We start from the raw sequence: 24,477 nt of genomic DNA on the forward strand, positions 1-24,477 counted from the left end.
TGTTTTTCGAATTGGTGGCAGCGCAGGGCTGAACGGCCGGATATCACAGGTGTGATAGCCCGTTGCCGGCAGGAGTTCCGTTGCGCTGGCGGGCTTGAACCATTCGGCACTCGACCTGAACCTCGGGCGACTGACCGCCTCAAAGGTATACGCAGTCACCACGAGGAGACCCCTATGCAAGTTCAGGTAAACAGTAATCAGATCCAGGGCAGCGTTGATCTACAGGAATGGGTGGGTTCGACCGTGGTCGAGCGCCTCGAGCGCTATGATGAGCTGCTGACGCGGGTGGAGGTTCACGTCAGCGATGAAAATGCACATAAATCCGGTGCGGATGACAAGCGATGCCAGATCGAGTTCCGGCCCAAGGGGCATCAGTCGATGTCGGTTACGCACAAGGCCGATTCACTCCTGCTGGCAGTCGAAGGTGCCGCTGAGAAGGCACGGCATGCGCTCGATCATCTGACCGGCAGACTGGATACGCATCCGGTATCACCAGGCCGGCTGGCCGATCCGCTGCTGGATGAGTCCCCAGAAGAGGTCAAGGACGCCATGCTCGAAGAGGACTTCCTCGCCAAGCAGGAACGTCTAAACGGCGAATAAGTCGCCCGCGCGCGGCGTGCCAGCGCCGCGTGTCACTTCAGATTTTTCCCAGTTCGGGAGCCTCCGTGAGCACGCTCAAGATCGCCACCTTCAATATCAACGGTATTCGTTCGCGCCTGCCGAGCCTGTTGCAATGGTTGGAGCGGGAGCAGCCCGATATCGCCTGTCTGCAGGAACTCAAGGCGCCGGACGATGCCTTCCCCATCGACGAGATTCGCGCGGCCGGGTATGGCGCCATCTGGCAGGGCCAGAAGTCCTGGAACGGTGTGGCCATTCTTGCCAGAGGTATGGACCCACTGCCGATTCGACAGGGGTTGCCGGACGATCCCGACACGTCGCAGAGCCGTTATATCGAGGCGGCCGCCCATGGCGTGGTGGTTGGTGGGTTGTATCTGCCCAACGGCAATCCGCAACCGGGGCCCAAGTTCGATTACAAGCTGGCCTGGTTCGAGCAACTGATCTCGCATGCCCAGGGGCTGTTCGATTGTGGACATCCGGTGGTGCTGGCTGGCGATTACAACGTGATTCCGACTGATTTCGACATTTACAGCACGCGATCCTGGAAGAAGGACGCGCTGTTGCAGCCTGAAAGCCGCGAGTGCTATCAGCGTCTGCTCGACCAGGGGTGGGTTGATTCGCTGCGGCACCTCTATCCGGAGGAGCGGATTTACACCTTCTGGGACTACTTTCGCCAGCATTGGCCGAAGAATTCCGGAATGCGCATCGACCATCTGCTGCTCAATGCCGAGCTTGCTCCGCGTTTGCGTGCCGCCGGCGTCGACCGCTGGGTGCGCGACCTGCCCAAGGCCAGCGACCATGCACCGACCTGGATCGAGATCGAGGCGGAGTAACCCAGCGGCCCGCGGTTTTTTGTAGCAGCAGTCTCGTGCGCTACCAGGTTCTGTGCATCCTTCTTCGCGGTCATGCCCGCTCCTACGATGGTCCAGACGCATCGATGTAGGAGCGCACCTGGGCGCGAAGGGGGCTGGTGCGTTCTTCTTCGCGGTCATGCCCGTTCCTACAAAAGTGTGAGCCCAGGGGTTGGTAGGCGCGTCGGCCGGGCGCGACAGCAGAGCCCGATAAACCCCTTCGCGGCGAGGGCGCCGCTCCTACCAGTTGGCACTCTGGTGATGTAGGAGCGCACCTGGGCGCGAAGGGGGTAAGGTGCATTCTTCTTCGCGGCCAGGTCCGCTCCTACAGACATACGAACCCGGCGGGGTGGTAGGTGCGTCGGCCGGGCGCTAAAGCAGAGCCCGATAAACCCATCGCGGCGAGGGCGCCGCTCCTACCAGTTGGCACTCTGATGATGTAGGAGCGCACCTGGGCGCGAAGGGTTTGGTGCATTCTTCTTCGCGGTCATGCCCGCTCCTACGGGGGGGGCGGGCTCGACGCGAAGGGGTTACGCCTGGGCCTGGTCCGGCTCGTCCTCATCCGGCTGGATTTTCTTTTTGCTCAGCCAGCGGCGTATCACCAGGTAGAACAGCGGCGTGTAGAACAGCCCGAAGGCGGTGGCGACGATCATGCCGCCCATGACGCCGGTGCCCACGGCGATGCGTCCAGCGGCGCCGGCGCCACTGGATAGCACCAGCGGCAGCATGCCGAGGATAAAGGTCAGCGACGTCATCAGGATCGGCCGAAAGCGCATGCGTACGGCATCCATGACGGCGTCGGTCACCGATTTGCCCTGCGCTTCCTGCTCGATGGCGAACTCCACCACCAGAATGGCGTTTTTTGCCGACAGCCCGATGATGGTCACCAGCCCGACGTTGAAGTACACGTTGGCCGGCAGATCGCGCATCATCGCGAACAGGATCGCGCCCAGTGCGCCCAACGGGACCACCAGCAGCACGGCAATCGGAATGGTCCAGCTTTCGTACAGCGCTGCCAGCACCATCAACACCATGATGAACGACAGGCCCAGCAGCAGGCCGACCTGGCCGGAGGCCTGCTGCTCCTGGAACGAGGCGCCGGACCATTCGTATCCGAAGCCTTCGGGCAACTGCTCGGCCAGCCGCGCCATCTCATCCATGGCCTGCCCGCTGGTATGGCCTTGGGCGGCACTGCCCGAAATGCTCATTGCCGGATAGCCGTTGTAACGATGCAGCTGCGTCGGGCCCTGCGTCCATTCCACGCTGGCGAAGGAGCCGAACGGCACGTTTTCGCCGTCCTCGTTGGGCACTTTCAGATCGAGGACGTCCTGCGGTGTCATGCGATGCGGTGCGTCGCCCTGCAGCAGTACCTGCAGAACCCGTCCATCGAGGTTGAAGTCGTTGGCGTAGGCGCTGCCGAAGGTGGAACTGAGGGTGGAATTGACCTCGCTGATCGAGAGCCCGAGTGCCCGTGCGCGAATACGGTCGATGCTCACGCGCAGGCGGGGTGCGTCTTCCGCGCCCTCGGGACGTACACCTTCCAGAATGTCGCTCTGGCTGGCCATGCCCAGCAGCTGATTGCGCGCCTCGACCAGTGCGTCGTACCCGCGACCGCCGCGGTCCTCCAGCTCGAAGCTGAAGCCACCGGCGACCCCGAGCGAGGGGATAGCCGGCGGATTGAGCGCGATCACCCTGGCTTCGGCGACCTGCGACAGCGCACCCATGGCCTTGCGTACCAGCGCCGGCGCGCTCTGTTCCGGCTCGGGGCGATCCTCCCAGTCGGTCAAGCGGACGAAAGACATCGCATGGGCCTGGCCCTGGCCGAAGAAACTGAAGCCGTACACGGCCAGGACATTGTCCACCACCGGCTGCTCCTGGTAGAAACGCTTGACCTGCTTCATGGCCTCCGCGGTGCGGTCGATGGTAGCGCCCGGCGGTGCCTGCACCACCGTCATCACCGAGCCCTGATCCTCTTCCGGCAGGAACGCCGTTGGCATGCGCAAAAACAGGAACGCGGTAAGCGCCAATAACGCCGCAAAGCCCAGCAGGAACAGCAGCGGGTGCGCGAGCATCTTTCCTACGCCGGCGTGGTAGCGCGTGGTGGTGGCGTCCATGAAGCGGTTGAACGGCTTGAATACGCGCTGGCTCAGGCGCTTGTTGCCGCTGTCGTCACGCGGCTTGAGCAGACTGGCACAGAGGGCGGGTGTAAGCGTGAGCGCGAGAAAGGTGGAGATGGCCACGGCGATCGACAGCGTTACCGCGAACTGTCGATAGATGCCCCCGGTGGACCCGGGAAAGAACGCCAGCGGGACGAATACCGCGATCAACGCCAGGGTGGTGCCGATGATCGCAGCGCTGACCTGATTCATCGCCTGCACTGTCGCCTTGTAGGGCGAGAGGCCTTCCTCGTCGATCAACCGTTTGACGTTCTCCACCACCACGATGGTGTCGTCCACCAGGGTACCGATCGCCAGTACCATGCCGAACAGGCTGAGCAGGTTGATCGAAAAACCCAGCAGCCAGAGCCCGAGGCAGGTGCCGATCAGCGTGATGGGGATGACGATGGTCGGGATGACCGTGGTGCGCCAGTTCTGCAGGAAGACCAGCATGACCAGAATCACCAGCAGCATCGCCTGGCCCAGGGTCATCAGCACCTGTTTGATCGACGATGAGATGAACGGTGTGGAGTCGTACGGCACGCTCCAGCTGATACCCCCGGGAAAGCTGTTTTCCAGTTCAGCCATGCGCGCCTTGACGGCGCTGGCCGTTTCCAGCGCATTGGCGCCGGGCGACAGTTGCACTGCGAGCCCGGCAATCGGCTTGTCGTTCAGTTCGCTGCGCGAGGTGTAGTCCTGCGCACCGAGCTCGACGCGCGCAACATCGCGAAGACGCACGGCCGATCCGTCGGGATTGGCCCGCAGGATGATCTCGCCGAATTCCTCGGGTGTGGTGAAGCGGCCCTGGGTCTCGATCGGCGCGTTGATCTCGATGCCTTCGGCTAGAGGCGTGTCGCCAATCGCGCCGCCAGCGGCCTGGCTGTTCTGCTCGCGCACTGCGGCCAGCACTTCGCTGGCCGACATGCCGAAGTTTGCCAGCCGATCGGGGTTCAGCCAGATGCGCATGGCGTAAGGCGTGTAGAACTCACGGATGTCACCGACCCCCTGCACCCGGCGCAGTTCATCGACGATGTCGGTCGTGGCGAAGTGACCGAGATCCAGGCTGCTCATGGCGCCGCTTTCCGAGCGGATGGCGATGATCAGCAGAAAGCTCGAGCTGGCCTGATAAACACGGATCCCCTGGCGCCGGACCTCTTCCGGCAAGCGCTGCTCGATGCGGCTCAGGCGGTTCTGCACATCCATCTGGGCGGTGTCGATGTCGGTGCCGGGCTCCAGCGTCAGTTCGATCTGCGCGCTGCCGTTGGAGCGGCTGGTCGAATCCATGTACAGATAGCCTTCGACGCCGTTGAGCTCCTGCTCGATCACCTGGGTGACGTTGGTCTCCAGCACCTGGGCATCCCCGCCCGGATAGGTGACGTTGATGTTCAGCGCCGGGGGAGCGATCTCCGGGTACTGTTCGACGGGCAGATCGCGCAGCGCGATAAGACCGCCGAGCAGAATGCCCAGCGCGACGACCCAGGCCAGAACCGGCCGGCGGATGAAGAAGGTTGGCGACATGTCAGTTCTGCTCGCCGGTGGTGGCCGCGTTCTGCGTCGGCGTCTCTTCCCGCTGGAAGGGGCGGGTGCGGACCTCGGTCCCCGGACGCACACCCTGCCAGCCATCAACGATGATCCGTTGGCCGGGCTCAAGCCCGCCGCGCACCACCCAGTTGCTGCCGCGCATGTCGCCCAGAACGATCTGCACGCTCTCTGTCTCGCCGGCATCATTGACCAGCATCACGCTGCCGCCGCGGTTGTTCATCATCACTGCACGCTGCGGGATGAGAATCCCTTCGGGCCGGGAGCCGGCCAGTACCCGGGCCTGCACGAACTGGCCTGGCAGGAGCGACCGGTCAGGGTTGGGAAACTGGGCTCGGGCAGCGACGGTTCCGGTGGACCGGTCGACAGTCATGGCGAGAAAGTCGATGTAGCCGGGATGCGGGTACTCGGCGCCGTTTTCCAGCACCAAACGCACCTCGACCTTGCCGTCCTCGGGCAAGACCAGCTGGCCTGCGGCGAACTGCGCGCGCAGCGCAAGCAGATCGGAATTGGACTGGGCGATGTTCACGTAGATCGGATCGTTCTGCTCGACGCGGGTCATCAGGGTGGCGTTGGCAGCACTGACCAGCGCGCCCTCGGTCACATCGGCGCGACCGGCGACACCGTCGATCGGGGCGGTGACGCGGGTGTATTCCAGGCTCAGCTCCGCGCTTTCCACGGCAGCCTGGGCCTGGGACACATTGGCGCGCGCGGTACGCGCCTCGGCGACCGCAGCGTCGTAATCCTGCCGGCTGATCGCCGAGCGCTGCACCAGTTCCTCGTAGCGCTCGGCGTTGCGCGTGGCGTTGGCAGCATTGGCCTGTGCGCTTTTCAGCGCGGCCTGGGCCGAGTTCAGATTGGCCTGGGTTTCCCTCGGGTCGATATGGAACAACTCCTGGCCCGCTTCGACTTCCGTCCCTTCCTCATAGAGCCGGCGTTGCACGATTCCGGTGACCCGAGCCCGCACCTCGGCGGTGCGGACCGCTTCTACGCGGCCAGGCAGTTCGATGACGTTCTGCACGGGCTGCGACTCGATCGTCATCACGGCCACCTCAGGCGGCGGCCGTGATCCCTGCTGCTGATCTGCGTCATCCGAGCAGGCTGCGAGGAGGGTGGACATGAGCAGAACGGAGTACCTCACCACTGGGGAAATCATCTGTGCTCCTGGATCTTGGCACAGGCTCCGAGGGCGCTGGACCGGGTGCTTCGATGGTGTTTGCTGGTAATCCCTCGACAGCTGCTACCGGCTGGCGTTCCGCTCGCCACTCGTCCGGATGTTTCGAAACTTAAAGTTACAGGCCCGGTCGGACTCGGCATGGAGACAGCTCGCAGGGACGTATCGAGACAGCGGTGACGCGTCGCCAGTGGAAAGACATAAGGGCAGACGCGACGAACGAGGCATGGACCATGCTGTTCAATTCGACGATCTTCATTGCCGGCTTCCTGCCAGTGGTGCTCTTCGGTTTCTTCCTATTGGCCGGAACCGGTCGCCAACGCGGCGCGGTGATCTGGCTGGCCCTGGCCTCCCTGTTCTTTTATAGCTGGTGGAATCCTGCCTACACGCCTCTGCTGTTCGGCAGCATCGTGGCCAACTTTCTGCTCGGCGGCTACCTGTTGCGTCACCCGTCGCGCGGGGTGCTGATCGCTGGGGTCGCGGCGAACGTGGCGCTGCTGGGGTATTACAAGTACACCGAGTTCCTGTTCGGCACTCTCGATGCAGCGTTTGGGACGCATTGGGGCATTGACGACATCATCCTGCCGTTGGCGATTTCCTTTTTTACGTTTCAGCAGATCGCCTATCTGGTCGATGCGCATGACGGCGAGGTGCAGGAACATGATTTTTTCAACTACTGCCTGTTCATCGCTTTCTTCCCTCAGCTGATAGCCGGCCCGATTACCCACCATGGCGAGATGCTCCCGCAGTTTCGCGACCGCGACATGTTCCGCCCGCGACTCGCCGGCCTGGCCATCGGCGGCACGGTTTTTCTGCTGGGCCTGTTCAAGAAGGTGGTGATCGCCGACCCGCTTGGCGAGATGGCGTCGCCGAGTTTCGCCGAAGCGGCTGCGGGCACCATCCCAGGCTTTCTTGACGCCTGGACCGGCGCGGTAGGCTACACGCTGCAGATCTACTTCGACTTCTCCGGCTACAGCGATATGGCCATCGGTCTGGCCCTGCTGTTCGGTATCAGTCTTCCGGTCAATTTCAACAGTCCGTTCAAGGCGCGCAACGTCATCGACTACTGGTCACGCTGGCACATGACCCTGACCCGCTTTCTCACAGCGTACATCTACAACCCGATCGTGCTGCGGATGACCCGGGCCCGCATGGCGGCCGGCAAGCCGCAGCCGCGTCGCGGAAAGATGACCGCCGGCACGTTCGCTGCGCTGGTGGCCTACCCGACGATTCTTACCATGTTCATCTCGGGGGTGTGGCACGGGGCAGGGTGGCAGTTCGCCGTATTCGGCCTGTTGCACGGCTTCTATCTGGTCGTCGCGCACGGCTGGCGCGCGTGGAAAGTCCGCCGGGGCTGGGAGCTCGATAGCGACCGAATCGTGCATCGCGTGACGGCGGTTCTGCTGACCTTCGGCTGCGTGGTGATCGCCATGGTGTTCTTTCGGGCCGAGAGCGTGTCGGCGGCGATGGCAATGCTGTCCGGCATGCTCGGGCTGTCCGGTGAGCGGGGGAATCTCGCCCGTGGTGATGCGCTCATGGTCGCGGCGCTGCTGGTGGTGATCTGGGCGCTGCCGAATGTGGAGCAGTGGATGCGGCAGGTGCGGACCGCGCTGAACTTCGATGCCCAGCCAAGCTGGACGGAACGCTGGGTGCCGCTGATGACCTGGCGCCCGACCCCGGTCATGGGCGCGGCGGTTGGTGTCGCCGGGTTCTTCGCGCTGGCCGTGGCCTTCTCCGAAGCACCGACCGAGTTCCTCTACTTTCAATTCTGACCCTGCTCGGAGTGTCCTTGATGGAACAGTTGTCCTGGTTGCCTGCGCATGAGGATCTTGGCGCGGCAATCGCTGAAGCCAAACGCCAGACCGAGCCCGTGCAGCGGCTGCTGACCGTGGCGCGGCTCGCGGGCTTTCGTCGCGATTTCATGCTCACCAACAAACTCGATCGTCTGGCCAGCGAAGGCTTCTCACAGCTCGGCGATGAATCCGCCCGCGCTGCCGGCCTGACGCCGCTGCGCGTGGCGATACTCGCCTCGCATACGGTTGACCATCTGGTGCCCGCCCTGCGTGTCGCGGCACTCGAACGCCGCCTGGCTCTGTCGGTACATGTGGCGCCCTACGGCATGTATCACCAGGCGCTGCTGGCGGACGACGCGCCGCTTGCCGGGTTTGCCCCGGAGGTCGTGTTGCTGGCGCTCGATGCATACGATGCGCCCATCCGCCTGCCGCTGCAGGCGGGTGTCGAAGAGGTCGCCGCGGCCATCCATGACCGGGTGGCAGAGCTGCGCATGCTCTGGCGCCGCGCCCGGGAGCGCTTCGCTGCGCAGGTGATCCAGCAGACGCTGGTGCCGATGGACCCGCCGCTGTTCGGCTCCTACGAGGCGCTGGTGCCCGCAGCTCCGCTCAACGTGCTGCTGCGTCTCAACGATGCCATCCGTCACGCAGCGCGTGACGAGGGTGTGCTGCTACTCGATCTCGCCTGGCACGCCGTGCAGGGCTCCTATGGCGAAGGACTGGCCGACCCGGTTCGCTGGCATCAGGCCAAGCAACTGGTCAGCCCGAACCTGGCGCCGCTGTATGCCGACCATCTTGCTCGTATCCTTGCCGCTGGTGCCGGACTCGCCCGCAAATGCCTGGTGCTGGATCTGGACAATACGCTGTGGGGCGGCGTGGTCGGAGACGATGGCGTGAACGGCATTCAGCTGGGGCAGGGCAGCCCGACGGGCGAAGCGTTTTCGGCATTCCAACACTATGTAGCCCAGCTGGCCAACCGCGGGATCATCCTGGCGGTGTGCAGCAAGAACGATATGGCGGTCGCCGAGGCGGCTTTCGAGCACCCGGAAATGGTGCTCAAACGTAGTGATGTCGCAGCCTTCGTTGCCAACTGGGAGGACAAGGCGGGCAATCTGCGGCGCATCGCCTCGATGCTCGACATCGGACTCGACAGTCTGGTTTTCGTTGATGACAACCCGGCCGAGCGCGACATCGTGCGCCGCGAACTGCCTCAGGTTGCGGTTCCGGAACTACCCGATGATATCGCCGGGTATCCCGCCCGGGTCGCGGCCGGCGGGTATTTCGAAGCGGTGTCATTCACGGCTGACGACGCCACGCGCGGTCGCAGCTATGCGCTGAACGCCGAGCGCAAGGCCGCACTTGGCCAGGCGTCCGATATGGACGGTTATCTGCGCGGCCTGCAGATGGTGATGCAGGCCGCACGCGTCGGTCCCGCCGAGCTGCCGCGCACCGCTCAGCTGATCAACAAGACCAACCAGTTCAATCTCACCACACGGCGCTACAGCGAGGCGCAGGTCGACCGCTTCGCCAGCGATGCGCGTTGCCTGGCGCTGGCCTTCCGCTTGGCAGACAAGTTCGGTGACAACGGATTGATTGCCGTCATTCTCGGTCGCCCGGACGAGCACGTCGACGGTGCGCTGTTCATCGACAGCTGGCTGATGAGCTGCCGCGTCCTCGGCCGCCAGGTGGACGTTGCCATGCTGGAGGTGCTGGTCCGGCTCGCGGTCGCAGCCGGGTATCGTTCGATGATGGGCGAGTATCGGCCGACCGAGCGCAACGGCATGGTCGCAGAGCATTATCCGAGTCTCGGATTCGCCCAGCAAGCCAGCCCTGCGCACGCCGACGCGAACAGCACCTACTGGCGGCTCGACCTTGGATCGGCCGCACCTCAATCCCATCACATCGAGATTCATATCGCATGACTGAAGACAAGGTTTTGAACGAACTGCAGCCGCTGTTTCAGGACGTCTTCGACGACGATGAGCTGGTCATCACGCGGGATACATCGGCCCCGGATGTCGAAGGGTGGGACAGCCTGGCTCACGTCAGCCTGATCGTGGCCGCCGAGCAACGCTTCGGCGTCAAATTCCGTACTGCGGAGCTCGAGTCGTTGCGCAACGTCGGGCATTTCGCACAGCTGATCAGCAGCAAACTCAGTGGAGGGTAACTCGCATGAACGCCCGTGATGCCGCCTCGGCCGAGCCGGATATCGGCGGTGAACGTGGTACTGGAGGTTATTTCGTCGGCATGCTGGCGGGACTGCTGCTGAGCATGGTCGCGTTCGCCGGCCTGCTGGCCGCGCTTGGTGAAACCGGCCATCTACCCGCGCCGGCGTTTTCCAACAGCATCTGTATCGACGAAAAGCTCGCTTTCATGCGTGATCATCCGGTCGTCGATCCGAATCTGCTGATCATCGGCTCGTCGGTAGCCTGGCGTCATGTGGACAGCTCGACCCTGTCTCGACACGCGCCCGGACTGCGACCGATGAATGGCGCGTTCTGCGGGCTGCACGCCAATCAGACGCTGTATGTCGCCGACTGGCTGCTCGATCGTGAGCCGGGGGTCACTGATGTGGTCATGGTGGTCGATCCGATCGACTTCGGACAGTGCTCGGTCAATCGCGATGCCGTGTTCAATCGTGAAGATGCTGACCGCTATGTGTATGAAGACACCTGGCCATGGCAGTACTACATGCGTTACTTCGCGCCTGCGTCGCTGCTGCGCAACGCAGCCGTCGTCAAGGAACGCAGGACCGATCCGCAGAGCATGGACCCTTTGCGGTTTACCCCATCCGGGGCGGGACCGCTGACCACGGCCAGAAATCGAGGCCTGTTCTATGGCGAGCCCGAGCCGCTCGACCCCGAGTGTTTCACCGCGCTGAGTCAGCTGGCCAGGCGTCTGGAGCGGGAGGGGCGCACATTCACGGTGGTGTCGACGCCGCTGCACCCCGCCTGGAAGGCGCAGGTCGACCCGGATGGGCAATTACTCCGCAGCTTCGACGCCAAGCTGATGGCGGCTCTGGCCGGTACCGGGGGACAGTACTGGAACGCCGATCGGGAGTGGGCGCCTGACGAGGACGGATTCGTGGACGCCATACATCTACGCTGGCCCGCCGCGCAGGCCTTTACCGAGAACCTCGCTCGTCGGCTGCGGCCACCTGCGCTGGCCGGCCCCTGAGACCTGTCGGCCGAATGAGGTGAACTCCTTGGCCGACGGCGCTTCTATAGAAGATCAGCCCAAGCAGTAAGGTTGCACATGATCATCACGCCACAGACGCCGGAAAAGGCCATACGGGAAATCGAGACGGAAATGTTCGTCTCCCCGAAGGATCGGCTGGATTTCTATCGTCGGGAAATTCACAACGAAACCAGCAATCTGTCCAGCCGCACCAATGCGTATCTGTCTGCGCAGTCATTTCTGGTAATCGCCTATTCCTCTTCCATGGCCAATACCAACCCCGAATGGGGCGACATCTTCACGCTGGTGGTTCCGGCAACGCTCGCGCTATTCGGCATTCTCAGTTCGATCAGCGCCTGGCCGGGAATCAAGGCCGCCTGCGACATCATCGACCACTGGTACCACAAGCAGACCGGCCTGCTCAGCTACGAGCCTTCGATCGGTCAGGCCTATGATGATTCGCCGCTATTCTCCAGTTGGGAATCGAGCCACTCGGGGCAGCGCAAGAGCCTTGTGTTTTCCAAACGCACGCCGTGGCTCTTTTCGTCGTTCTGGTTGTTCCTGGGCGGCTTCGCTGTCTGGGTGAACCTTCAGTAAGTACCTCTTGCAGGAAGCAGTACCTCTTGATGCATATCGAAGCCACCCCTTTTGCTCCAGATGCCGGTCGGCGTCTCTGTTAGCCTGAACGAACGTTATCTGTTCGGATCAGACCCATGCACATTCATTCTTACTCAGACCTCATTAACGCGGCTCGGGCGCAGCCTGAGCCGCAGCGGCTGCTGTTCGTTTTCGCCCGTGCCGAACTGCCTGACGGGGCGACAGAGGACCAGCGTCTGCTGTTCGAACAGGGCGAGGGTGGGGCGCTGGCCCCGGTCCTGTGCGTTGACAAGACACCGCAGGAGGCCGCGAACTTTCAGACCCTGATCGACGAGTCGGCACGCACCGGCATGAGCTGGGATGTGGCCTTCGTATCTACAATGAACGGCCGCGGGGGCATCGCCCCCAACAGTGACGAAGCGGAGAAACCGCTGCGCTTGATGACCGAACAGATCCAGGCAGGCATAGTGTCCCAGTTCATCGCCATTGATCGCCGCGGTAACCTGCTGCAGCTGGCGTAGTCGCCGCATTGCCTCTCTCGATTGGCTTTAACCGTTCCGCCATCCGTCGGCGGTCAACTAACCGCAATACCCGGCTGAATTTTTCCGCTTCGTTGGACCCTAACGATCAGAGAGCGTTGCGACGCTGCCTCATCGACTGGTATACGGGTGTGGCCCAAACGAAAGGGAGCGGCAGAGTGGATTGGCGAGGCAGGCGGCAGAGCAACAACATCGAAGATCGACGTGGCCAACCCCTGCGCGGAGGTGCCAGCGGAGCGGGGATGATGATGCTGCTGCGCTTTTTGCCGTTTCTGCTGCGTACCAGGATCGGTCGCATCCTCCTGGGGCTGGGCGTGCTGGCCTTCATTGGGGCCAAGATGTTGGGTATCGATCTGCTGCCAGCGCTGCAAGGGGAGAGCCCCGGGGTAGCGCAATCGTCGCGTGAGCTGACAGCCGAAGAGCAGGAGCTGACCGACTTTGTCTCGGTGGTACTGGCTGACACCGAGGAGACCTGGAATCAGGTCTTTTCCCAGTCCGGTGAACGCTACCAGGAACCGACGCTTGTGCTGTTCGCCGACCGTGTCCGGTCTGCCTGCGGTACTGCCAGCGCAGCCGTGGGTCCGTTCTACTGTCCTGCCGATAACCAGGTCTATCTGGATCTGTCGTTCTTCCGCGATCTGGACAGGCAACTCGGGGCGCCGGGGGATTTCGCTCAGGCGTACGTCGTTGCGCACGAAGTAGGTCATCACGTCCAGAATCTGCTGGGTATCGGGGAACGGGTTCGGCAGGCGGGTCGCGGCAAGAGCGAAGCCGAGATCAATGAGCTGTCGGTGCGCCAGGAATTGCAGGCGGACTGTTTCGCCGGCATCTGGGCGCATGCCGCGAACAATCAGCGCGATCTGCTCGACCCTGGCGATCTGGCTGAGGCGTTGACTGCCGCGTCAGCCATCGGTGACGACCGGCTGCAACGTCGCTCGGGCCAGGATGTGGTGCCGGACAGCTTCACCCATGGCACCTCCGAACAGCGTATGGCGTGGTTCCGCCGCGGCTTCGATAGCGGAAACGTGCAAGAGTGCGATACGTTCTCCGCCTCGTTGCAGTAATGTAGGCGCTACACCTGAGCCTTCCGATGCTGCGCATGATTGTCTTCGTTCTGTTCATCCTCGTTGTTCTGCTGTCCAGCGCCTGGGCAGTGCTTGCCCTGTGGTATCAGTTGCCCTGGCCGGCGCCGCTACGCGCCGGTGTCTGCACAGGATGGGCCATACTGGCGCTGATGGCGGTCTGGCTGGTCTGGAGCGGCCGCGCATGGCCGGGAGCCGGCCTGTACATCCTCATGTTCGCAGTGCTGATGATCTGGTGGGGCCGTCTCGATCCTTCACATGACCGTCAGTGGGCGGATGATCTGGCGCATATCACCACAGGGCAGGTCCAGGGCGACATAGTCACGCTCGAGAACGTGCGCAATTTCACCTGGCGCACCCAGGAAGATTACGACGTGCGCTGGGAGACGCGTCGGTTCGACCTGTCCAGGCTGCGCTCTGTGGATCTGATCACGTCGGAATGGGGCATGCCCGGCATCGCCCACATCCTGGTGTCCTTCGGCTTTGATGACGGCGAGTTCATCACCTTCACCGTCGAGATTCGCCGCGAACGTAATGAAAGCTTCTCGGCGATTGGCGGATTTTTCAAACAGTTCGAACTCAACGTGCTGGCGACTGATGAAAACGATGCCGTGCGGGTACGTAGCAACGTGCGCGGCGAGGCTACGCACATCTACCGCGTGACCATGCCCGAAACGGCCATGCGTGATCTGTTCATGGCCTACGTCGATGAGGCCAACGAGCTGGCCGGCGAGGCCCGCTTTTATCACACGGTCACCGCCAACTGCACCATCATCGTCTACAACATGATGCGACGCATCGTTGACGGGTTGCCTCTGGATCATCGGCTGCTGCTGTCTGCGCGGCTCCCGGAGTACGTGAAGGACGTAGGCGGGCTCGAGGATGAGCCGCTGCAGGAGCTCAGGGCGCGGGGCGACTTTACCGAGCGGGCACGTGCCATCGAGGACGGTGAAGACTTCTCGCAGGTCATCCGCCGCGGTGTGCCGGGCTGGACCGATCAGCCCTGAGGCGGCGCATTGTTTGCAGAGATGGTACAAACGGCAGAAATCTGGCGGAGAAAAGAGATGGACGAGTTCATGCAAGCGGCGATCGACGAGGCGCGCGAAGGATTGAGCGAAGGCGGCATCCCGATAGGGTCGGTCATCGTACATCGCGGGCGAATTATCGGCCGGGGCCACAATCTGCGTGTGCAGGATGGAAGTGCCATCCTGCACGGCGAGATGGCTGCCTTCGAGAACGCAGGCCGGCAACCGGCTGAGGTGTACGCCGAATCGGTGATCTATACCACGCTGTCACCGTGCCCAATGTGCAGCGGTGCGATCTTGCTCTATGGAATCCCCAGGGTCATAGTCGGCGAAAACCTCACCTTTCAGGGCGAAGAAGCGCTGCTGCGCTCGCGCGGCGTCGAGGTGACGGTGCTGCAGGATGAAACCTGCATAAAGCTGATGCGCGAGTTCATCCGCGAGCAGCCGCAGGTGTGGAATGAAGATATCGGCGAGCGGGACTGATACGAAGCAGGTTGCGAGGCGTTGAATGAAGCTTGGATTGTTGCAGTGCGATGATGTGACCGCCAGTCTGCAGGCCAGACACGGAAATTATCCCGAAATGTTCCTGCGACTGCTGCGCGAGCATATACCGGCGGCCGAGGTTCAAGTGTTCCGTACTCAGGACGGTGATCTGCCGGCGCGGATCGACGACTGTGACGCCTACCTGACAACCGGTAGCAAGTATGGGGTGTATGACGGGCTGCCGTGGATTGCCGAGTTGCAGGCTTTCGTTGTCGAACTGTGGGAGCGGCACAAGCCGCTGGTGGGTATCTGCTTCGGTCATCAGCTGATGGCGCAGGCCCTGGGTGGCGAGGTGCGCAAATCGGAAAAGGGCTGGGGCGTAGGGGTGTCGTTCAACCGGGTCATGGACCGCAAACCCTGGATGGAGCCGTGGCAGGACAAGCTGGATCTGATCGTCAGTCACCAGGACCAGGTCATGTTGTTACCGCCGCAGGCCGAGGTGCTCGCGCAGAGTGAATTCTGTAATTACTACCTGGTGCAGTACGGTGAGCACTTCATGAGCGTCCAGGGCCACCCGGAATTCTGCAAGGGCTACTCGCGAGACCTCATGACGGCGCGCGAAGGGATGATCCCCGCCGAGCGACTGCGTGCAGGGCACGCCTCGCTCAATGCGGAGATTGACGGCCCGTTAATGATGCGCTGGATAGTGTCCTTCCTCCAGCGCGGGGCCGCGCGCCACCATGCCCTGAGGGCCGGCTCGGCGGCCGGCGAGCGCGATATCGCGGGCTACTGAGCTGCTGGAGCCGTCCAGCCCGGCGCTTGACCGGTTCCTGTTGCTGATTTCTCCGCGGAAATACATTTCGAACTGAAAGGTGATGCCCACCCGTGGGTCGAAATCGTGCTCGCGGGTGAAACGCAGCTCCGGCACCACATCAAAGAACAGGATGTCCTTGTGCAGGTCGCGGCGGTACTGCGCCAGCACGACGTAGTCATCCATGCGTGGGCGCGAGAGGCTGCTGCCGACCGCTGCCGCAGCGTAGCGCAGGGCGCTGCGTTCGCTGAGAATCCGATTGAGCTCGACGCTCTGAGCGAACTCGAGGGTGTCGTACTCCTCGCGCCACTGTACATTGCTGATGAAGCGCAGATGCCGGGCTTCATCCAATGGTCTGCCGAAGTCCCAGCGGGTGCGCACGGAGTAGCCATCGCTGTTGAACCAGGAAGCGCGATTGTACGAATCGAGCTGCCACGGACCGTCACCGACATCCCACAGGCGTTCTGCGGTCAGCCGCACATAGGGGTCGAGCGGAAAGCGGAACTTCACCCCGGCACCCGCACGCGTCTCCCAGCCCAGCGTCTTGTCATCACCGCCGAACTGACTGAGACCGATGATCGAGCTACTGCTGACGTTGCGGTCGCGCAGGATGCGCTGTCCGGGTTCTTCGGACAATGTGCCGCGGTTCTCTTCGGGATCACTTTCGATGATCAGACGCAACCGGTCCTTGGTAGTGGGCAGGTCGAGCTTGAAGCGTATTCCTGTGTCCGAATCGAAGCCTTCGCGCTGCATGTATTCGAACTCCTGCGTCAGACGCAGGTACGACTCATTGTTCACCGCGCGGTAATCGTCGGTTCCGAAGAATCCATCGATACTGCGTGAGGTATTGGTAACCCAGCGTGACACGTTGTCATGCCAGGGGTCGATTCTGTCTACGGTCCAGTCCGGTAAATCCGAATCATCTTCCTCGACCGGGGTCTGTTGGGCATGCGCAAGGCTCGAAGCGAGCAAGAGTGCACTGATCAACGGCGTTTTGTGCATCGTCCTTTTCTCCTTTACGCTGTTGAGTCCTATCCGCTTCGCTTAGTTCAATCGGGAATAGCAATGATCGAACTGTCTCACAATGTAACGCTGGATGAGTCGGAACTGGAGTTCGCCGCCATCCGCGCGCAGGGCGCTGGCGGCCAGAACGTGAACAAGGTATCCAGTGCGATCCATCTGCGCTTCGACATTCGTCGTTCCAGCCTGCCGGACTTTTTCAAGGAACGGCTGCTGGCGCTATCAGATCATCGCATTACCCGTGACGGTGTCATCATCATCAAGGGGCAGCAGTATCGTAATCAGGAACAGAATCGGGAAGACGCGATCCGCCGATTGCAGGAGCTGATCAACGAGGCGGTAGTGATCCGCAAACAGCGTCGCCCGACCAAGCCCAGCAGAGCGGCCAAGCGCAAGCGCGTCGACAGCAAGACGTCTCGGGGCAAGATCAAGGCGCTGCGCGGGCGCATCGATCCCTGACCGGCCTCGAGGGCGGTCAGAACACGCCGCTGCTGATCAATCGCCGGTTGGCTGCCCCGATGCGGGTAACGAGCGTCTTGGCGCGCGTATCATCCATCGCATAATCCCGCTGCTTGACGGTGTCGACGAAGCGCCAGTCGGCCTGAGCCTGCTCATCAGTGAAGGTGACGATCAGATAACCGCGCTGGTTGGCATTGAGATAACGCAGGGGATCCACCAGCGTGGTGATGACCTGTTCGGTCTGACCGACCGCCTCGGGCGGCACGGCCAGATAGCTTTCCAGCCCAGGGGATGACACCGATGCCGTGGCAAACTCCACGCCTACTGCCGAACCGTCGAGCGTTTCCAGATCACTTGCCCAAGCGTTGTGTGTATCGCCTGCCAGCACGACCAGATTCTTGTCCAGCGAGCGGCTGAGGCCGAGCAGCACCTCGCGCTCATACGCGTAGCCGTCCCAGGCATCCAGGTTGTACGGCACCACGGTTTCGACACGGGCGATCTCCTCCGGAGTCAGGGTCGGATCATTCATCTCCAGGCGCATCTTGATCTGCACCAGTTCGGTGAAACGTGTCACCAGGTCGGCGTCCGGGTTGGTAAGCGATGACAGCAGCTCGGCAGGCAGAAACATGCGGCCCATCAGCACCTGCTGGCCCAGCACCTGCCAGGTGGCCGTCGAGTTGGCCAGGCGTGCCTGTAGCCAGTCCATCTGCGTCTGGCCGAGCAGCGTCCGACTGGCGTCGCTGGCGTCGGCGGCAAAAGCCTGCATATCGAAACCCGATTCGGTCATGTAGGTGCCATAGGACAACTGTTCGTCACGCCCAACGACGCGAGTGTCGAGCATATGCAGGCTGACGAGATCGCCGAAGTCGAAGCTGCGGTAGATGGTCAGTTCGTCATCCGGCGCCGCCGGCCGGATCGGCATCCACTCGAAGTAGGTCTGCAACGCGGCCAGCTTGCGTTCGCTGAACTCACCTTCGCCTTCATTGTGATTTTCTGCACCGTCGCGCCAGGTGTCGTTGGTGATTTCGTGATCGTCCCATACGGCGATCATGGGGGCCGCCGCGTGCAGCGCTTGAAGATCCGCGTCGGTTCGGTAGAGGGCATATCGCTTGCGATAGTCTTCCAGCGTGATGATTTCCACGTCGTTGTCGGCGGGCAGGGCGCGGCCCAGGGCGTCGGCGTCTTCGGTTGCGTAACCGCCCATCGCGTATTCGTAGATGTAATCGCCCAGATGCACCACCGCGTCGACATCAGCCTCCCGTGCAGCGGCAGCGTAGACATGGAAGTACCCGGCCGGATAGTTCGAACACGACAGCACGGCCAGCCGCACCTGCGAAACGCCGCTGGCCGGGAGGGTCTTCATGCTGCCAGCGGAGGATGTGACGCCGTTGGAGATGAACCGATAGTGATAACGCTTGCCCGGCTCGAGGTTCTGCACATCGATTTTCACCGTGTAGTCGCGCGCGACACCGGTTCGGGTGCTGCCGTTATGCAACAAGTCTTTGAACTGCGCATCGGCCGCCACTTCCCATTCAACGGCGATCTCGTCGGCCTGTGCATCCAGGGGTGTGACGCGCGTCCAGATCATGACCCGGTCTGCAAGCGGGTCACCGCTGGCCACGCCATGGCGAAAGGCAACCTGGCGCAGCACCGGTGTCGGTGCTGGTTCGGCGCGGTTGGACGAGCCGCTTCCGCTCAGGCAACCCTGCAGCCCGGTGGATACGACGACCCCGCCAATCGCCAATCCGGAAACACGCAGAAAATCCCGCCGTGACAAACCTTTCATACGCCGACACTCCGTCTCTCGCCCGCAGGGGCTGGTTGAAGAAAACGCAGCGAGAATGGCAGGGCCGTGTTACAGGAAGACGTCTGTCAGCGGCCCTGTGGAAACCATTGGGCAATGGCCTGACGCTCAAGTTCTTCACGTTGGCCAGCGCGCGGGATCCAGTTGCGCCAGCTTTGCGCCGCGCTGGTCAGAAAGTCGAACAACGGCAGATGCTGGCGCAGCACCCTGCGTTTGCGATGGCTGATGACCGGGTTGAAGTAGCCGAAGTAGTCGAGCATCTGCCTGGGGTTCTTGCGCACCCAGAGCCACGAACCCATTTCCAGCGTGAACGGCAGGAACATGTTCTGCGGATGAGCCTCGCGCGCATGATCGTAGAGATAGTCCCAGAGGTCACCGTGGGTGGTGTAATTGATCGATTGGGGCTCGATGATGTACGAATGGTGATTGGGAAAGGTTCGCTCGTAGAGCTGCTTGAGCGCGAAGACCTCGGCGATGTTTTCGATGGGCCTGTGGCTACGCGCATAGCTTGACCAGATGCGGTCGCGGCGACCGAACCCGCTATGACAATCCACGCTCAGCGCGAAAGGGGCGCGCAGAAGACGATCCTGCACCGTACGGACCAGCGCCTGGGCTTCTGCCTGCATCGGCTCGTCCCGCTCACCGCGGTACCAGGGCAGGTGCGGGCTGATGCGATGCCCGCCGACCAGCCAGGGGACCGGCCCCATGGCTTCCACCGGCGCGTTGCGCATCAGATCGACGCCGTTGAGATTGCTGCGCGTGCGATGCCAGATGCCGCCGGGGTTGATCATCGGCATGAATACCAGCCTCACGTACTCCAGCTGACGCGCAAGGCTTTCATCCCATTCGAGGCGATGGATCAGACTATGCAGCCAGGACAGCAGCACCTGCGTCCCAATCCGCTCGACCCCATGTACGCCGCCGAAAAAGCCGATGACCGGAGCGCAGTCGCTGCGGCTGCCCAATTCGATGACCCGCAGCGGTATGTCGATGCCATTGACCTTGATCGTCGCGGCCACATGGCTGCGCAGATGACGGCTACCCTGATCGAGCAGGCTGTCGAGTTGCAGATGTTCCGGAAGATGACGTTGAATCTGATGGAGCGTTTCAGCCATGGCGGGTCACGTCGTTTTCTGTGACAACAGCATGACAAAGCGGTGTGACAGGCGAGTGACAGACCCTGATGTCAGGGCCCGCATGGTTCCATTCCGGGGGATATGCAGGAGCGGGCATGACCGCGAAGAACGCTCGTATTTCGGGTCAACCGCCTTCGCGCCTGGGTGCGCCTCTACAGGGTGGGGTCGATGTAGGAGCGGGCATGACCGCGAAGAAGGATGCACGCATGCCGCTGGCGCGCCGCCGCGCGCCTACCGCCCGGGTCGCTCAGTCCACCAGCGCGCCGTAGATGATCGCCCGCAGCTCCTGGCGAATCGCGTAGCTGGAGGAGGGAATCAGCTGCGTCATGAAGATCATCGACAGATCTTCTTCGGGATCGATGAAGAAGTTCGTGCTGGCCATGCCGCCCCAACCGTACTCGCCGGCCGATCCATTGGTCTGCGATTTGGCTACATCGGTCTTGACAGAAAAGCCGAGTCCGAAACCGGTGCCCTCGTAGGGCGTTTCGCTGAACGAACCCACGGAAACGGTAGGCAGATCCTGATTGCCCGGCAGGTGATTCATGCGCATGAACGCTAGCGTCTTGCGGCCTATGATGCGTGCTCCGTCAAACTCGCCGCCGTTGGCCAGCGCCTGCACGAACCGATAATAGTCATCGACGCTGGATACAAGCCCGCCGCCGCCGGACAGGTAACCGTGGGCTCTGGTGAAGTTCGACGTCTGGGGGTCATCCTGAAGGTCGAACCGGTCGCCGGGCTTGTACTGGTAGCACGCAGCGAAGCGTTCGATCCGGTCTGCCGGTACGGTGAAGAAGGTGTCCTGCATGCCCAGCGGAGCGAAGATATGCTCGGCGAAGTAGTCGGTCAGCTCCATTCCGGAGATCACCTGCACCAGGTAACCACACACGTCGGTGGACACCGAGTAGTTCCAGGCGCTACCGGGCGAGAACTCCAGCGGCAGGCGCGACAGCTCGTCGATCAACCGCTCCAGCGTCAGCCCCGCGCCTCCGTCGAGCTTGAGCGCACGATAGGCGGCATCGACGTTGGTGCGGTTCATGAAGCCGTAGGTCAGACCGGACTGATGCGTGAGCAGATCACGAATGGTCATCGGCCGGGCAGGTGGCGTGGTCATGAACGTCGGATGCACGCCTGCCTTGTACACCTGCAGGTTCTTCCATGACGGAATGTACTTGTGCACCGGGTCATCGAGCAGAAAGCGACCCTGTTCGTAGAGCTGCATCAGCGCGATGGACGTGATCGGCTTGGTCATGGAGTACACCCGAAATAGCGTGTCGCGACGCACCGGTTTGCTTCGCTCCACATCCATCTGTCCGCGAATGTCCAGATAGGCTATCTCGCCCCGACGGGCGACCAGGGTCAATGTGCCGGGTAGTTTGCCCGGATCGATATAGCGTTGTTGGAGGTGCTCGCCGATCCGACTCAGACGCCCAGTATCCAGCCCTGCGATGATGCCCGATGCGCTACTCATGCGATATTCCCGTTTGCGTATGTCAGGCGATGATAGTAACCGTTCGAGGTCCGAGTCCAAGGCCAGGTAGTGAATGTTTATGAGCGGTCATAAGCGCCGCGTCAGCTTGCAAAATATATTTTGCAAAGCGGCTCGTGAGCTCTTGTGCGCAAGGCGTACGGCGCTGTACAAATCGCGCTCCGAAGCTGCCTGAGGTATCCGATGAAATGAGCGACGTGCCCTGTCTGAACTGCGGTGCTTGCTGCGCCACATTCAGGGTTTCATTCTATTGGGGCGAGACCGACGCCGCCCCGGAAGGGATCATCCCTTCGCTTCTCACCGAGCAGGTCAATCTCCATTACAGCTGCATGCAGGGAACCAATCAGCCCAGCCCGCGATGCGTCGCGCTTCTGGGTAGCATTGGCGAGGGCGTGCGCTGCAGCATTTACGAGAAACGCTCCAGCACCTGCCGCGATTTCTCGTATCACGGCGAAAACGGTCAGAGCAGTCCCGCCTGTCAGCGCGCCAGGGCCTTGCACGGTCTGCCCCCGCTGCCTTTCGATCCTCAGGGACCGGAACTGATTCCGACCATTGCCGCCTGACGCTTAGCTGGCACTGCCGTAGTCCGAGACTACGGCGTGCACCAGAAACAGTTTTCGCAGGCTGTCGGCATTGAGCACGAAAGGATACAGATCCGGAACGCCCATGCTGCGTGCTAGCACGTTCAGCACGCTGGACAACTGCACCCAGCGGTTGATGAAGGCGAGAAACGCCAGCGGATCGGCATCGCCGGCGCCGCAGCCGCTGAGTATGCTGCTGTCGAATGGATCGGTTTGCAGTGCCAGTGTTTCCACCTGGAGGCCATAATCCAGCGCCACATTCAGGGTGTCGGTCATGTGCAGATAATGTGCCCAGGTTTCTGCCCAGTCTTCCCATGGGTGGGTAGCGGCGTAGCTGCTGATGAAATGCAGGTTCCAGTCTTCCGGCGCACCGTCGTTGTAATGGCGGTTGAGCGCCTCCTGGTAATCCATGCGGTCATCGCCGAACAACTGCCGCACCGGCTCGAGCCATTTCGAATCGCGGACCAGACGATCCCAGTAGTAATGCCCCGACTCATGCCGGAAGTGGCCGAGGAGGGTGCGATAGGGCTCGTGCATGTTCTCGCGTACCTTCTCGCGGTGCGAGGGGTCGGCTTCGTCGATATTCAGCGTGATGACGCCGTCGGCATGACCGGTCATGACCGGGTCGCCGCCGGGCACCTGGCGCAGGAAGTTGAAGCCCAGCCCTTGCTGTTCATCGAGCTTTCGGGACACCACAGGCAGGCCAAGCAGGATCAGCTGAGCGGCCAGACGCCGTTTTGCCTGCTCAATACGTGACCAGTGGTCGGCGTTCTCGTTCAGACTGAGGTCGGGGATGGTCATGTTCAGTGAGCAGGCAATACAGAAGGGCGCGGTGGCCGGATCGGTCACCAGCCAGTTGCATTGCGCCGGCCCCTCGACGTTGGCGCACCGAGCGTACTCGCGACCATGCTGGGGGCAGTCGCTGGTGACCCGCCAGGTAGTGTCAGAAGCGGGCTCGATACTCAACAGGTCGCCCGCGGTGGGGTGATACCCGAGACCGGTGCCGCACCGTACGCAGGACAGATTATCGAAGAATACCGCCTGGCCGCACCGACAACGCTGGACGTGGCCGTTCGGGTGATAGTCGAACAGCTGCTTGCCGTCGGTACGTTTGACCAGTCGATCAAAGTAGGTCATTCAAATGCGCTCCACAGGGTCAACCGGAGCGCATCGCATGGCTCCTATGACTGTTGCTGGTGTTGGGTCGTCTCATCCGGCCGGGCGAAATAGGTCTGCCGGATGGCCTCGTGCAAATCGGTAAAGTCGATCTGGATCTCATCGACGAATGCATGCAGCCGCTCCGGTTCGGCCGCGAGACGCGGAATCTCCGCTGCCGATATGTCGGCCACGCAGCTTTCCACTTCCTGCAACGCCATCTCGTTTCTCGGCAGACTGCGCAATGCGAGCGTCAGGCGCTCGAGCGAACAGCATACCGAGCGCGGGAACTGGCGATCCTGCAACAGGAAACGCAACACGTCCGGCCCGCGAACCCGCAGCCGCACATGCTGGCGATACATCTGGTATCCGCTCAGGGACTTGAGCACGCTCATCCATTGGAGATTCTCGAAGGGCGTCAGTTCCTCCGCAGTGCGAGGAAGCAGATTGGCGGAGCGTACGTCGATGATGCGCGTGGTCATGTCGGCACGCTCGATCTGCCGGCCAAGCATGAGAAAGGTCCGCGCCTGGGTGTAGCTGAGGGTGCCTTCGATGAGACCGTTCACCGTCTGGCAGCTGCGGATCACCCGGCTCAGGAAAGCGTCCCGACGGCGCGGGGTAATGCCATGCTCGACCTGCTCCTTGACGCTGAGAAACAGGTGGTTCACTTCTTCCCAGATTTCCCGCGGGATGATGTCGCGGGTGGTGCGCAGGTTCTCGCGCGCGGAGTTGAGCGAGCACAGGATCGACCCGGAATACCGGGTATCACCGCACATGAAGGCCAGAACGCTGGATTCGTCACGGGTCTGGTAGTGCTCGTCGAACAGTGCGTCGTTACCGGTGATCGCGATGATCTCTGCCCAGCCGAGCTTGGTCGGCCGTGGCAGATCGAGCATCAGGTTGCTGCTGACGCTGAGAAGCCGGGCGGTATCTTCGGTGCGTTCGAGATAGCGAGCCAGCCAGTAGATGTTTTCTGCAACTCTTGAAAGCATGA

23 protein-coding genes are annotated in these 24,477 nt (G+C 62.1%); 15 read left to right on the forward strand and 8 right to left on the reverse strand.

Annotated features, from left to right (window positions below; all coding sequences use genetic code 11):
- The first annotated feature begins 174 nt into the window (after positions 1-174).
- Both KEM63_RS07700 and xth read left to right on the forward strand, forming a co-directional pair.
- A complete protein-coding gene (locus KEM63_RS07700; RefSeq protein WP_223655624.1) occupies positions 175-600 on the forward strand; it encodes an HPF/RaiA family ribosome-associated protein in 426 nt (141 codons plus the stop codon).
- Positions 601-665: 65 nt separating this feature from the next.
- Positions 666-1,451 (forward strand): exodeoxyribonuclease III, encoded by a 786-nt coding sequence (gene xth / locus KEM63_RS07705; protein WP_223655625.1) that lies wholly within the window; start codon positions 666-668, stop codon positions 1,449-1,451.
- Between the two features lie 548 nt (positions 1,452-1,999).
- Here xth and KEM63_RS07710 read toward each other — a convergent pair.
- Positions 2,000-5,143: a multidrug efflux RND transporter permease subunit gene (locus KEM63_RS07710; protein ID WP_223655627.1), complete on the reverse strand. Its 3,144-nt coding sequence runs from the start codon at positions 5,141-5,143 to the stop codon at positions 2,000-2,002.
- 1 nt (position 5,144) lies between these two features.
- On the reverse strand, positions 5,145-6,320 hold the full coding sequence (locus tag KEM63_RS07715; RefSeq protein ID WP_223655628.1) for an efflux RND transporter periplasmic adaptor subunit: 1,176 nt from the start codon (positions 6,318-6,320) through the stop codon (positions 5,145-5,147).
- A 251-nt stretch (positions 6,321-6,571) separates the two neighbouring features.
- On the opposite strand from KEM63_RS07715, the gene KEM63_RS07720 reads away from it, so the two are divergent.
- From KEM63_RS07720 to KEM63_RS07765, 10 genes are all read left to right on the forward strand, one after another.
- Entirely contained in the window at positions 6,572-8,110 is a 1,539-nt protein-coding gene (locus KEM63_RS07720; protein ID WP_223655629.1) for an MBOAT family O-acyltransferase, read from the forward strand.
- A 20-nt stretch (positions 8,111-8,130) separates the two neighbouring features.
- A complete protein-coding gene (locus tag KEM63_RS07725) occupies positions 8,131-10,050 on the forward strand; it encodes an HAD-IIIC family phosphatase (protein WP_223655630.1) in 1,920 nt (639 codons plus the stop codon).
- A complete protein-coding gene (locus KEM63_RS07730; RefSeq protein ID WP_223655631.1) occupies positions 10,047-10,295 on the forward strand; it encodes an acyl carrier protein in 249 nt (82 codons plus the stop codon). Before KEM63_RS07725 ends, KEM63_RS07730 begins: the two co-directional genes overlap by 4 nt.
- Before the next feature lie 5 nt (positions 10,296-10,300).
- A complete protein-coding gene (locus tag KEM63_RS07735; RefSeq protein ID WP_223655632.1) occupies positions 10,301-11,305 on the forward strand; it encodes a hypothetical protein in 1,005 nt (334 codons plus the stop codon).
- 132 nt (positions 11,306-11,437) lie between these two features.
- Positions 11,438-11,902 carry a hypothetical protein gene (locus KEM63_RS07740; RefSeq protein WP_423747855.1) on the forward strand — a complete coding sequence of 155 codons (465 nt, stop codon included), beginning with the start codon at positions 11,438-11,440 and terminating at the stop codon, positions 11,900-11,902.
- 116 nt (positions 11,903-12,018) lie between these two features.
- A complete protein-coding gene (locus KEM63_RS07745) occupies positions 12,019-12,423 on the forward strand; it encodes a ribonucleotide reductase subunit alpha (protein WP_223655636.1) in 405 nt (134 codons plus the stop codon).
- 176 nt (positions 12,424-12,599) lie between these two features.
- Entirely contained in the window at positions 12,600-13,505 is a 906-nt protein-coding gene (ypfJ, locus tag KEM63_RS07750; RefSeq protein WP_223655637.1) for a KPN_02809 family neutral zinc metallopeptidase, read from the forward strand.
- A gap of 26 nt (positions 13,506-13,531) precedes the next feature.
- Positions 13,532-14,530, forward strand: a complete 999-nt coding sequence (locus KEM63_RS07755; protein WP_223655638.1) for an Lnb N-terminal periplasmic domain-containing protein — start codon at positions 13,532-13,534, stop codon at positions 14,528-14,530.
- A gap of 57 nt (positions 14,531-14,587) precedes the next feature.
- Complete coding sequence (locus tag KEM63_RS07760) at positions 14,588-15,031, forward strand: nucleoside deaminase (protein ID WP_223655639.1); 444 nt, start codon at positions 14,588-14,590, stop codon at positions 15,029-15,031.
- 25 nt (positions 15,032-15,056) lie between these two features.
- Positions 15,057-15,824, forward strand: a complete 768-nt coding sequence (locus KEM63_RS07765; RefSeq protein ID WP_223655641.1) for a glutamine amidotransferase-related protein — start codon at positions 15,057-15,059, stop codon at positions 15,822-15,824.
- Here the strand turns inward: KEM63_RS07765 and KEM63_RS07770 are convergent.
- Entirely contained in the window at positions 15,720-16,844 is a 1,125-nt protein-coding gene (locus KEM63_RS07770; protein ID WP_223655642.1) for a hypothetical protein, read from the reverse strand. The genes KEM63_RS07765 and KEM63_RS07770 overlap by 105 nt on opposite strands.
- A gap of 63 nt (positions 16,845-16,907) precedes the next feature.
- On the opposite strand from KEM63_RS07770, the gene arfB reads away from it, so the two are divergent.
- Positions 16,908-17,321, forward strand: a complete 414-nt coding sequence (arfB, locus tag KEM63_RS07775) for an alternative ribosome rescue aminoacyl-tRNA hydrolase ArfB (protein WP_223655644.1) — start codon at positions 16,908-16,910, stop codon at positions 17,319-17,321.
- Between the two features lie 16 nt (positions 17,322-17,337).
- On the opposite strand, the gene KEM63_RS07780 is transcribed toward arfB, so the two are convergent.
- Both KEM63_RS07780 and KEM63_RS07785 read right to left on the reverse strand, forming a co-directional pair.
- Positions 17,338-19,107 carry an alkaline phosphatase D family protein gene (locus tag KEM63_RS07780; RefSeq protein WP_223655645.1) on the reverse strand — a complete coding sequence of 590 codons (1,770 nt, stop codon included), beginning with the start codon at positions 19,105-19,107 and terminating at the stop codon, positions 17,338-17,340.
- Positions 19,108-19,193: 86 nt separating this feature from the next.
- On the reverse strand, positions 19,194-20,240 hold the full coding sequence (locus KEM63_RS07785) for a M14 family zinc carboxypeptidase (RefSeq protein ID WP_223655647.1): 1,047 nt from the start codon (positions 20,238-20,240) through the stop codon (positions 19,194-19,196).
- Positions 20,241-20,356: 116 nt separating this feature from the next.
- Between KEM63_RS07785 and KEM63_RS07790 the strand changes: the two genes are divergently transcribed.
- Positions 20,357-20,530 carry a hypothetical protein gene (locus KEM63_RS07790; RefSeq protein WP_223655649.1) on the forward strand — a complete coding sequence of 58 codons (174 nt, stop codon included), beginning with the start codon at positions 20,357-20,359 and terminating at the stop codon, positions 20,528-20,530.
- Here the strand turns inward: KEM63_RS07790 and KEM63_RS07795 are convergent.
- A complete protein-coding gene (locus KEM63_RS07795; RefSeq protein WP_223655651.1) occupies positions 20,509-21,729 on the reverse strand; it encodes a serine hydrolase domain-containing protein in 1,221 nt (406 codons plus the stop codon). The genes KEM63_RS07790 and KEM63_RS07795 overlap by 22 nt on opposite strands.
- A 206-nt stretch (positions 21,730-21,935) precedes the next feature.
- On the opposite strand from KEM63_RS07795, the gene KEM63_RS07800 reads away from it, so the two are divergent.
- Positions 21,936-22,310: a YkgJ family cysteine cluster protein gene (locus KEM63_RS07800; RefSeq protein ID WP_223655653.1), complete on the forward strand. Its 375-nt coding sequence runs from the start codon at positions 21,936-21,938 to the stop codon at positions 22,308-22,310.
- 3 nt (positions 22,311-22,313) lie between these two features.
- Here KEM63_RS07800 and KEM63_RS07805 read toward each other — a convergent pair whose 3' ends face one another.
- Both KEM63_RS07805 and KEM63_RS07810 read right to left on the reverse strand, forming a co-directional pair.
- Entirely contained in the window at positions 22,314-23,465 is a 1,152-nt protein-coding gene (locus tag KEM63_RS07805) for a zinc-binding metallopeptidase family protein (protein ID WP_223655655.1), read from the reverse strand.
- 44 nt (positions 23,466-23,509) lie between these two features.
- Complete coding sequence (locus KEM63_RS07810; RefSeq protein ID WP_223655656.1) at positions 23,510-24,475, reverse strand: alpha-E domain-containing protein; 966 nt, start codon at positions 24,473-24,475, stop codon at positions 23,510-23,512.
- Positions 24,476-24,477 lie beyond the last annotated feature (2 nt).

Origin of the sequence: Halopseudomonas nanhaiensis (assembly GCF_020025155.1) — a bacterium.
GTDB lineage: Bacteria > Pseudomonadota > Gammaproteobacteria > Pseudomonadales > Pseudomonadaceae > Halopseudomonas > Halopseudomonas nanhaiensis.

Coding starts and splice junctions, on each gene's coding strand:
- KEM63_RS07700 (WP_223655624.1), top strand. CDS start 175: ATGCAAGTTCAGGTAAACAGTAATCAGATCCAGGGCAGCGTTGATCTA.
- KEM63_RS07710 (WP_223655627.1), bottom strand. CDS start 5,143: ATGTCGCCAACCTTCTTCATCCGCCGGCCGGTTCTGGCCTGGGTCGTC.
- KEM63_RS07715 (WP_223655628.1), bottom strand. CDS start 6,320: ATGATTTCCCCAGTGGTGAGGTACTCCGTTCTGCTCATGTCCACCCTC.
- KEM63_RS07720 (WP_223655629.1), top strand. CDS start 6,572: ATGCTGTTCAATTCGACGATCTTCATTGCCGGCTTCCTGCCAGTGGTG.
- KEM63_RS07725 (WP_223655630.1), top strand. CDS start 8,131: ATGGAACAGTTGTCCTGGTTGCCTGCGCATGAGGATCTTGGCGCGGCA.
- KEM63_RS07730 (WP_223655631.1), top strand. CDS start 10,047: ATGACTGAAGACAAGGTTTTGAACGAACTGCAGCCGCTGTTTCAGGAC.
- KEM63_RS07735 (WP_223655632.1), top strand. CDS start 10,301: ATGAACGCCCGTGATGCCGCCTCGGCCGAGCCGGATATCGGCGGTGAA.
- KEM63_RS07740 (WP_423747855.1), top strand. CDS start 11,438: ATGTTCGTCTCCCCGAAGGATCGGCTGGATTTCTATCGTCGGGAAATT.
- KEM63_RS07745 (WP_223655636.1), top strand. CDS start 12,019: ATGCACATTCATTCTTACTCAGACCTCATTAACGCGGCTCGGGCGCAG.
- KEM63_RS07755 (WP_223655638.1), top strand. CDS start 13,532: ATGCTGCGCATGATTGTCTTCGTTCTGTTCATCCTCGTTGTTCTGCTG.
- KEM63_RS07760 (WP_223655639.1), top strand. CDS start 14,588: ATGGACGAGTTCATGCAAGCGGCGATCGACGAGGCGCGCGAAGGATTG.
- KEM63_RS07765 (WP_223655641.1), top strand. CDS start 15,057: ATGAAGCTTGGATTGTTGCAGTGCGATGATGTGACCGCCAGTCTGCAG.
- KEM63_RS07770 (WP_223655642.1), bottom strand. CDS start 16,844: ATGCACAAAACGCCGTTGATCAGTGCACTCTTGCTCGCTTCGAGCCTT.
- arfB (WP_223655644.1), top strand. CDS start 16,908: ATGATCGAACTGTCTCACAATGTAACGCTGGATGAGTCGGAACTGGAG.
- KEM63_RS07780 (WP_223655645.1), bottom strand. CDS start 19,107: ATGAAAGGTTTGTCACGGCGGGATTTTCTGCGTGTTTCCGGATTGGCG.
- KEM63_RS07785 (WP_223655647.1), bottom strand. CDS start 20,240: ATGGCTGAAACGCTCCATCAGATTCAACGTCATCTTCCGGAACATCTG.
- KEM63_RS07790 (WP_223655649.1), top strand. CDS start 20,357: ATGACCGCGAAGAACGCTCGTATTTCGGGTCAACCGCCTTCGCGCCTG.
- KEM63_RS07795 (WP_223655651.1), bottom strand. CDS start 21,729: ATGAGTAGCGCATCGGGCATCATCGCAGGGCTGGATACTGGGCGTCTG.
- KEM63_RS07800 (WP_223655653.1), top strand. CDS start 21,936: ATGAGCGACGTGCCCTGTCTGAACTGCGGTGCTTGCTGCGCCACATTC.
- KEM63_RS07805 (WP_223655655.1), bottom strand. CDS start 23,465: ATGACCTACTTTGATCGACTGGTCAAACGTACCGACGGCAAGCAGCTG.
- KEM63_RS07810 (WP_223655656.1), bottom strand. CDS start 24,475: ATGCTTTCAAGAGTTGCAGAAAACATCTACTGGCTGGCTCGCTATCTC.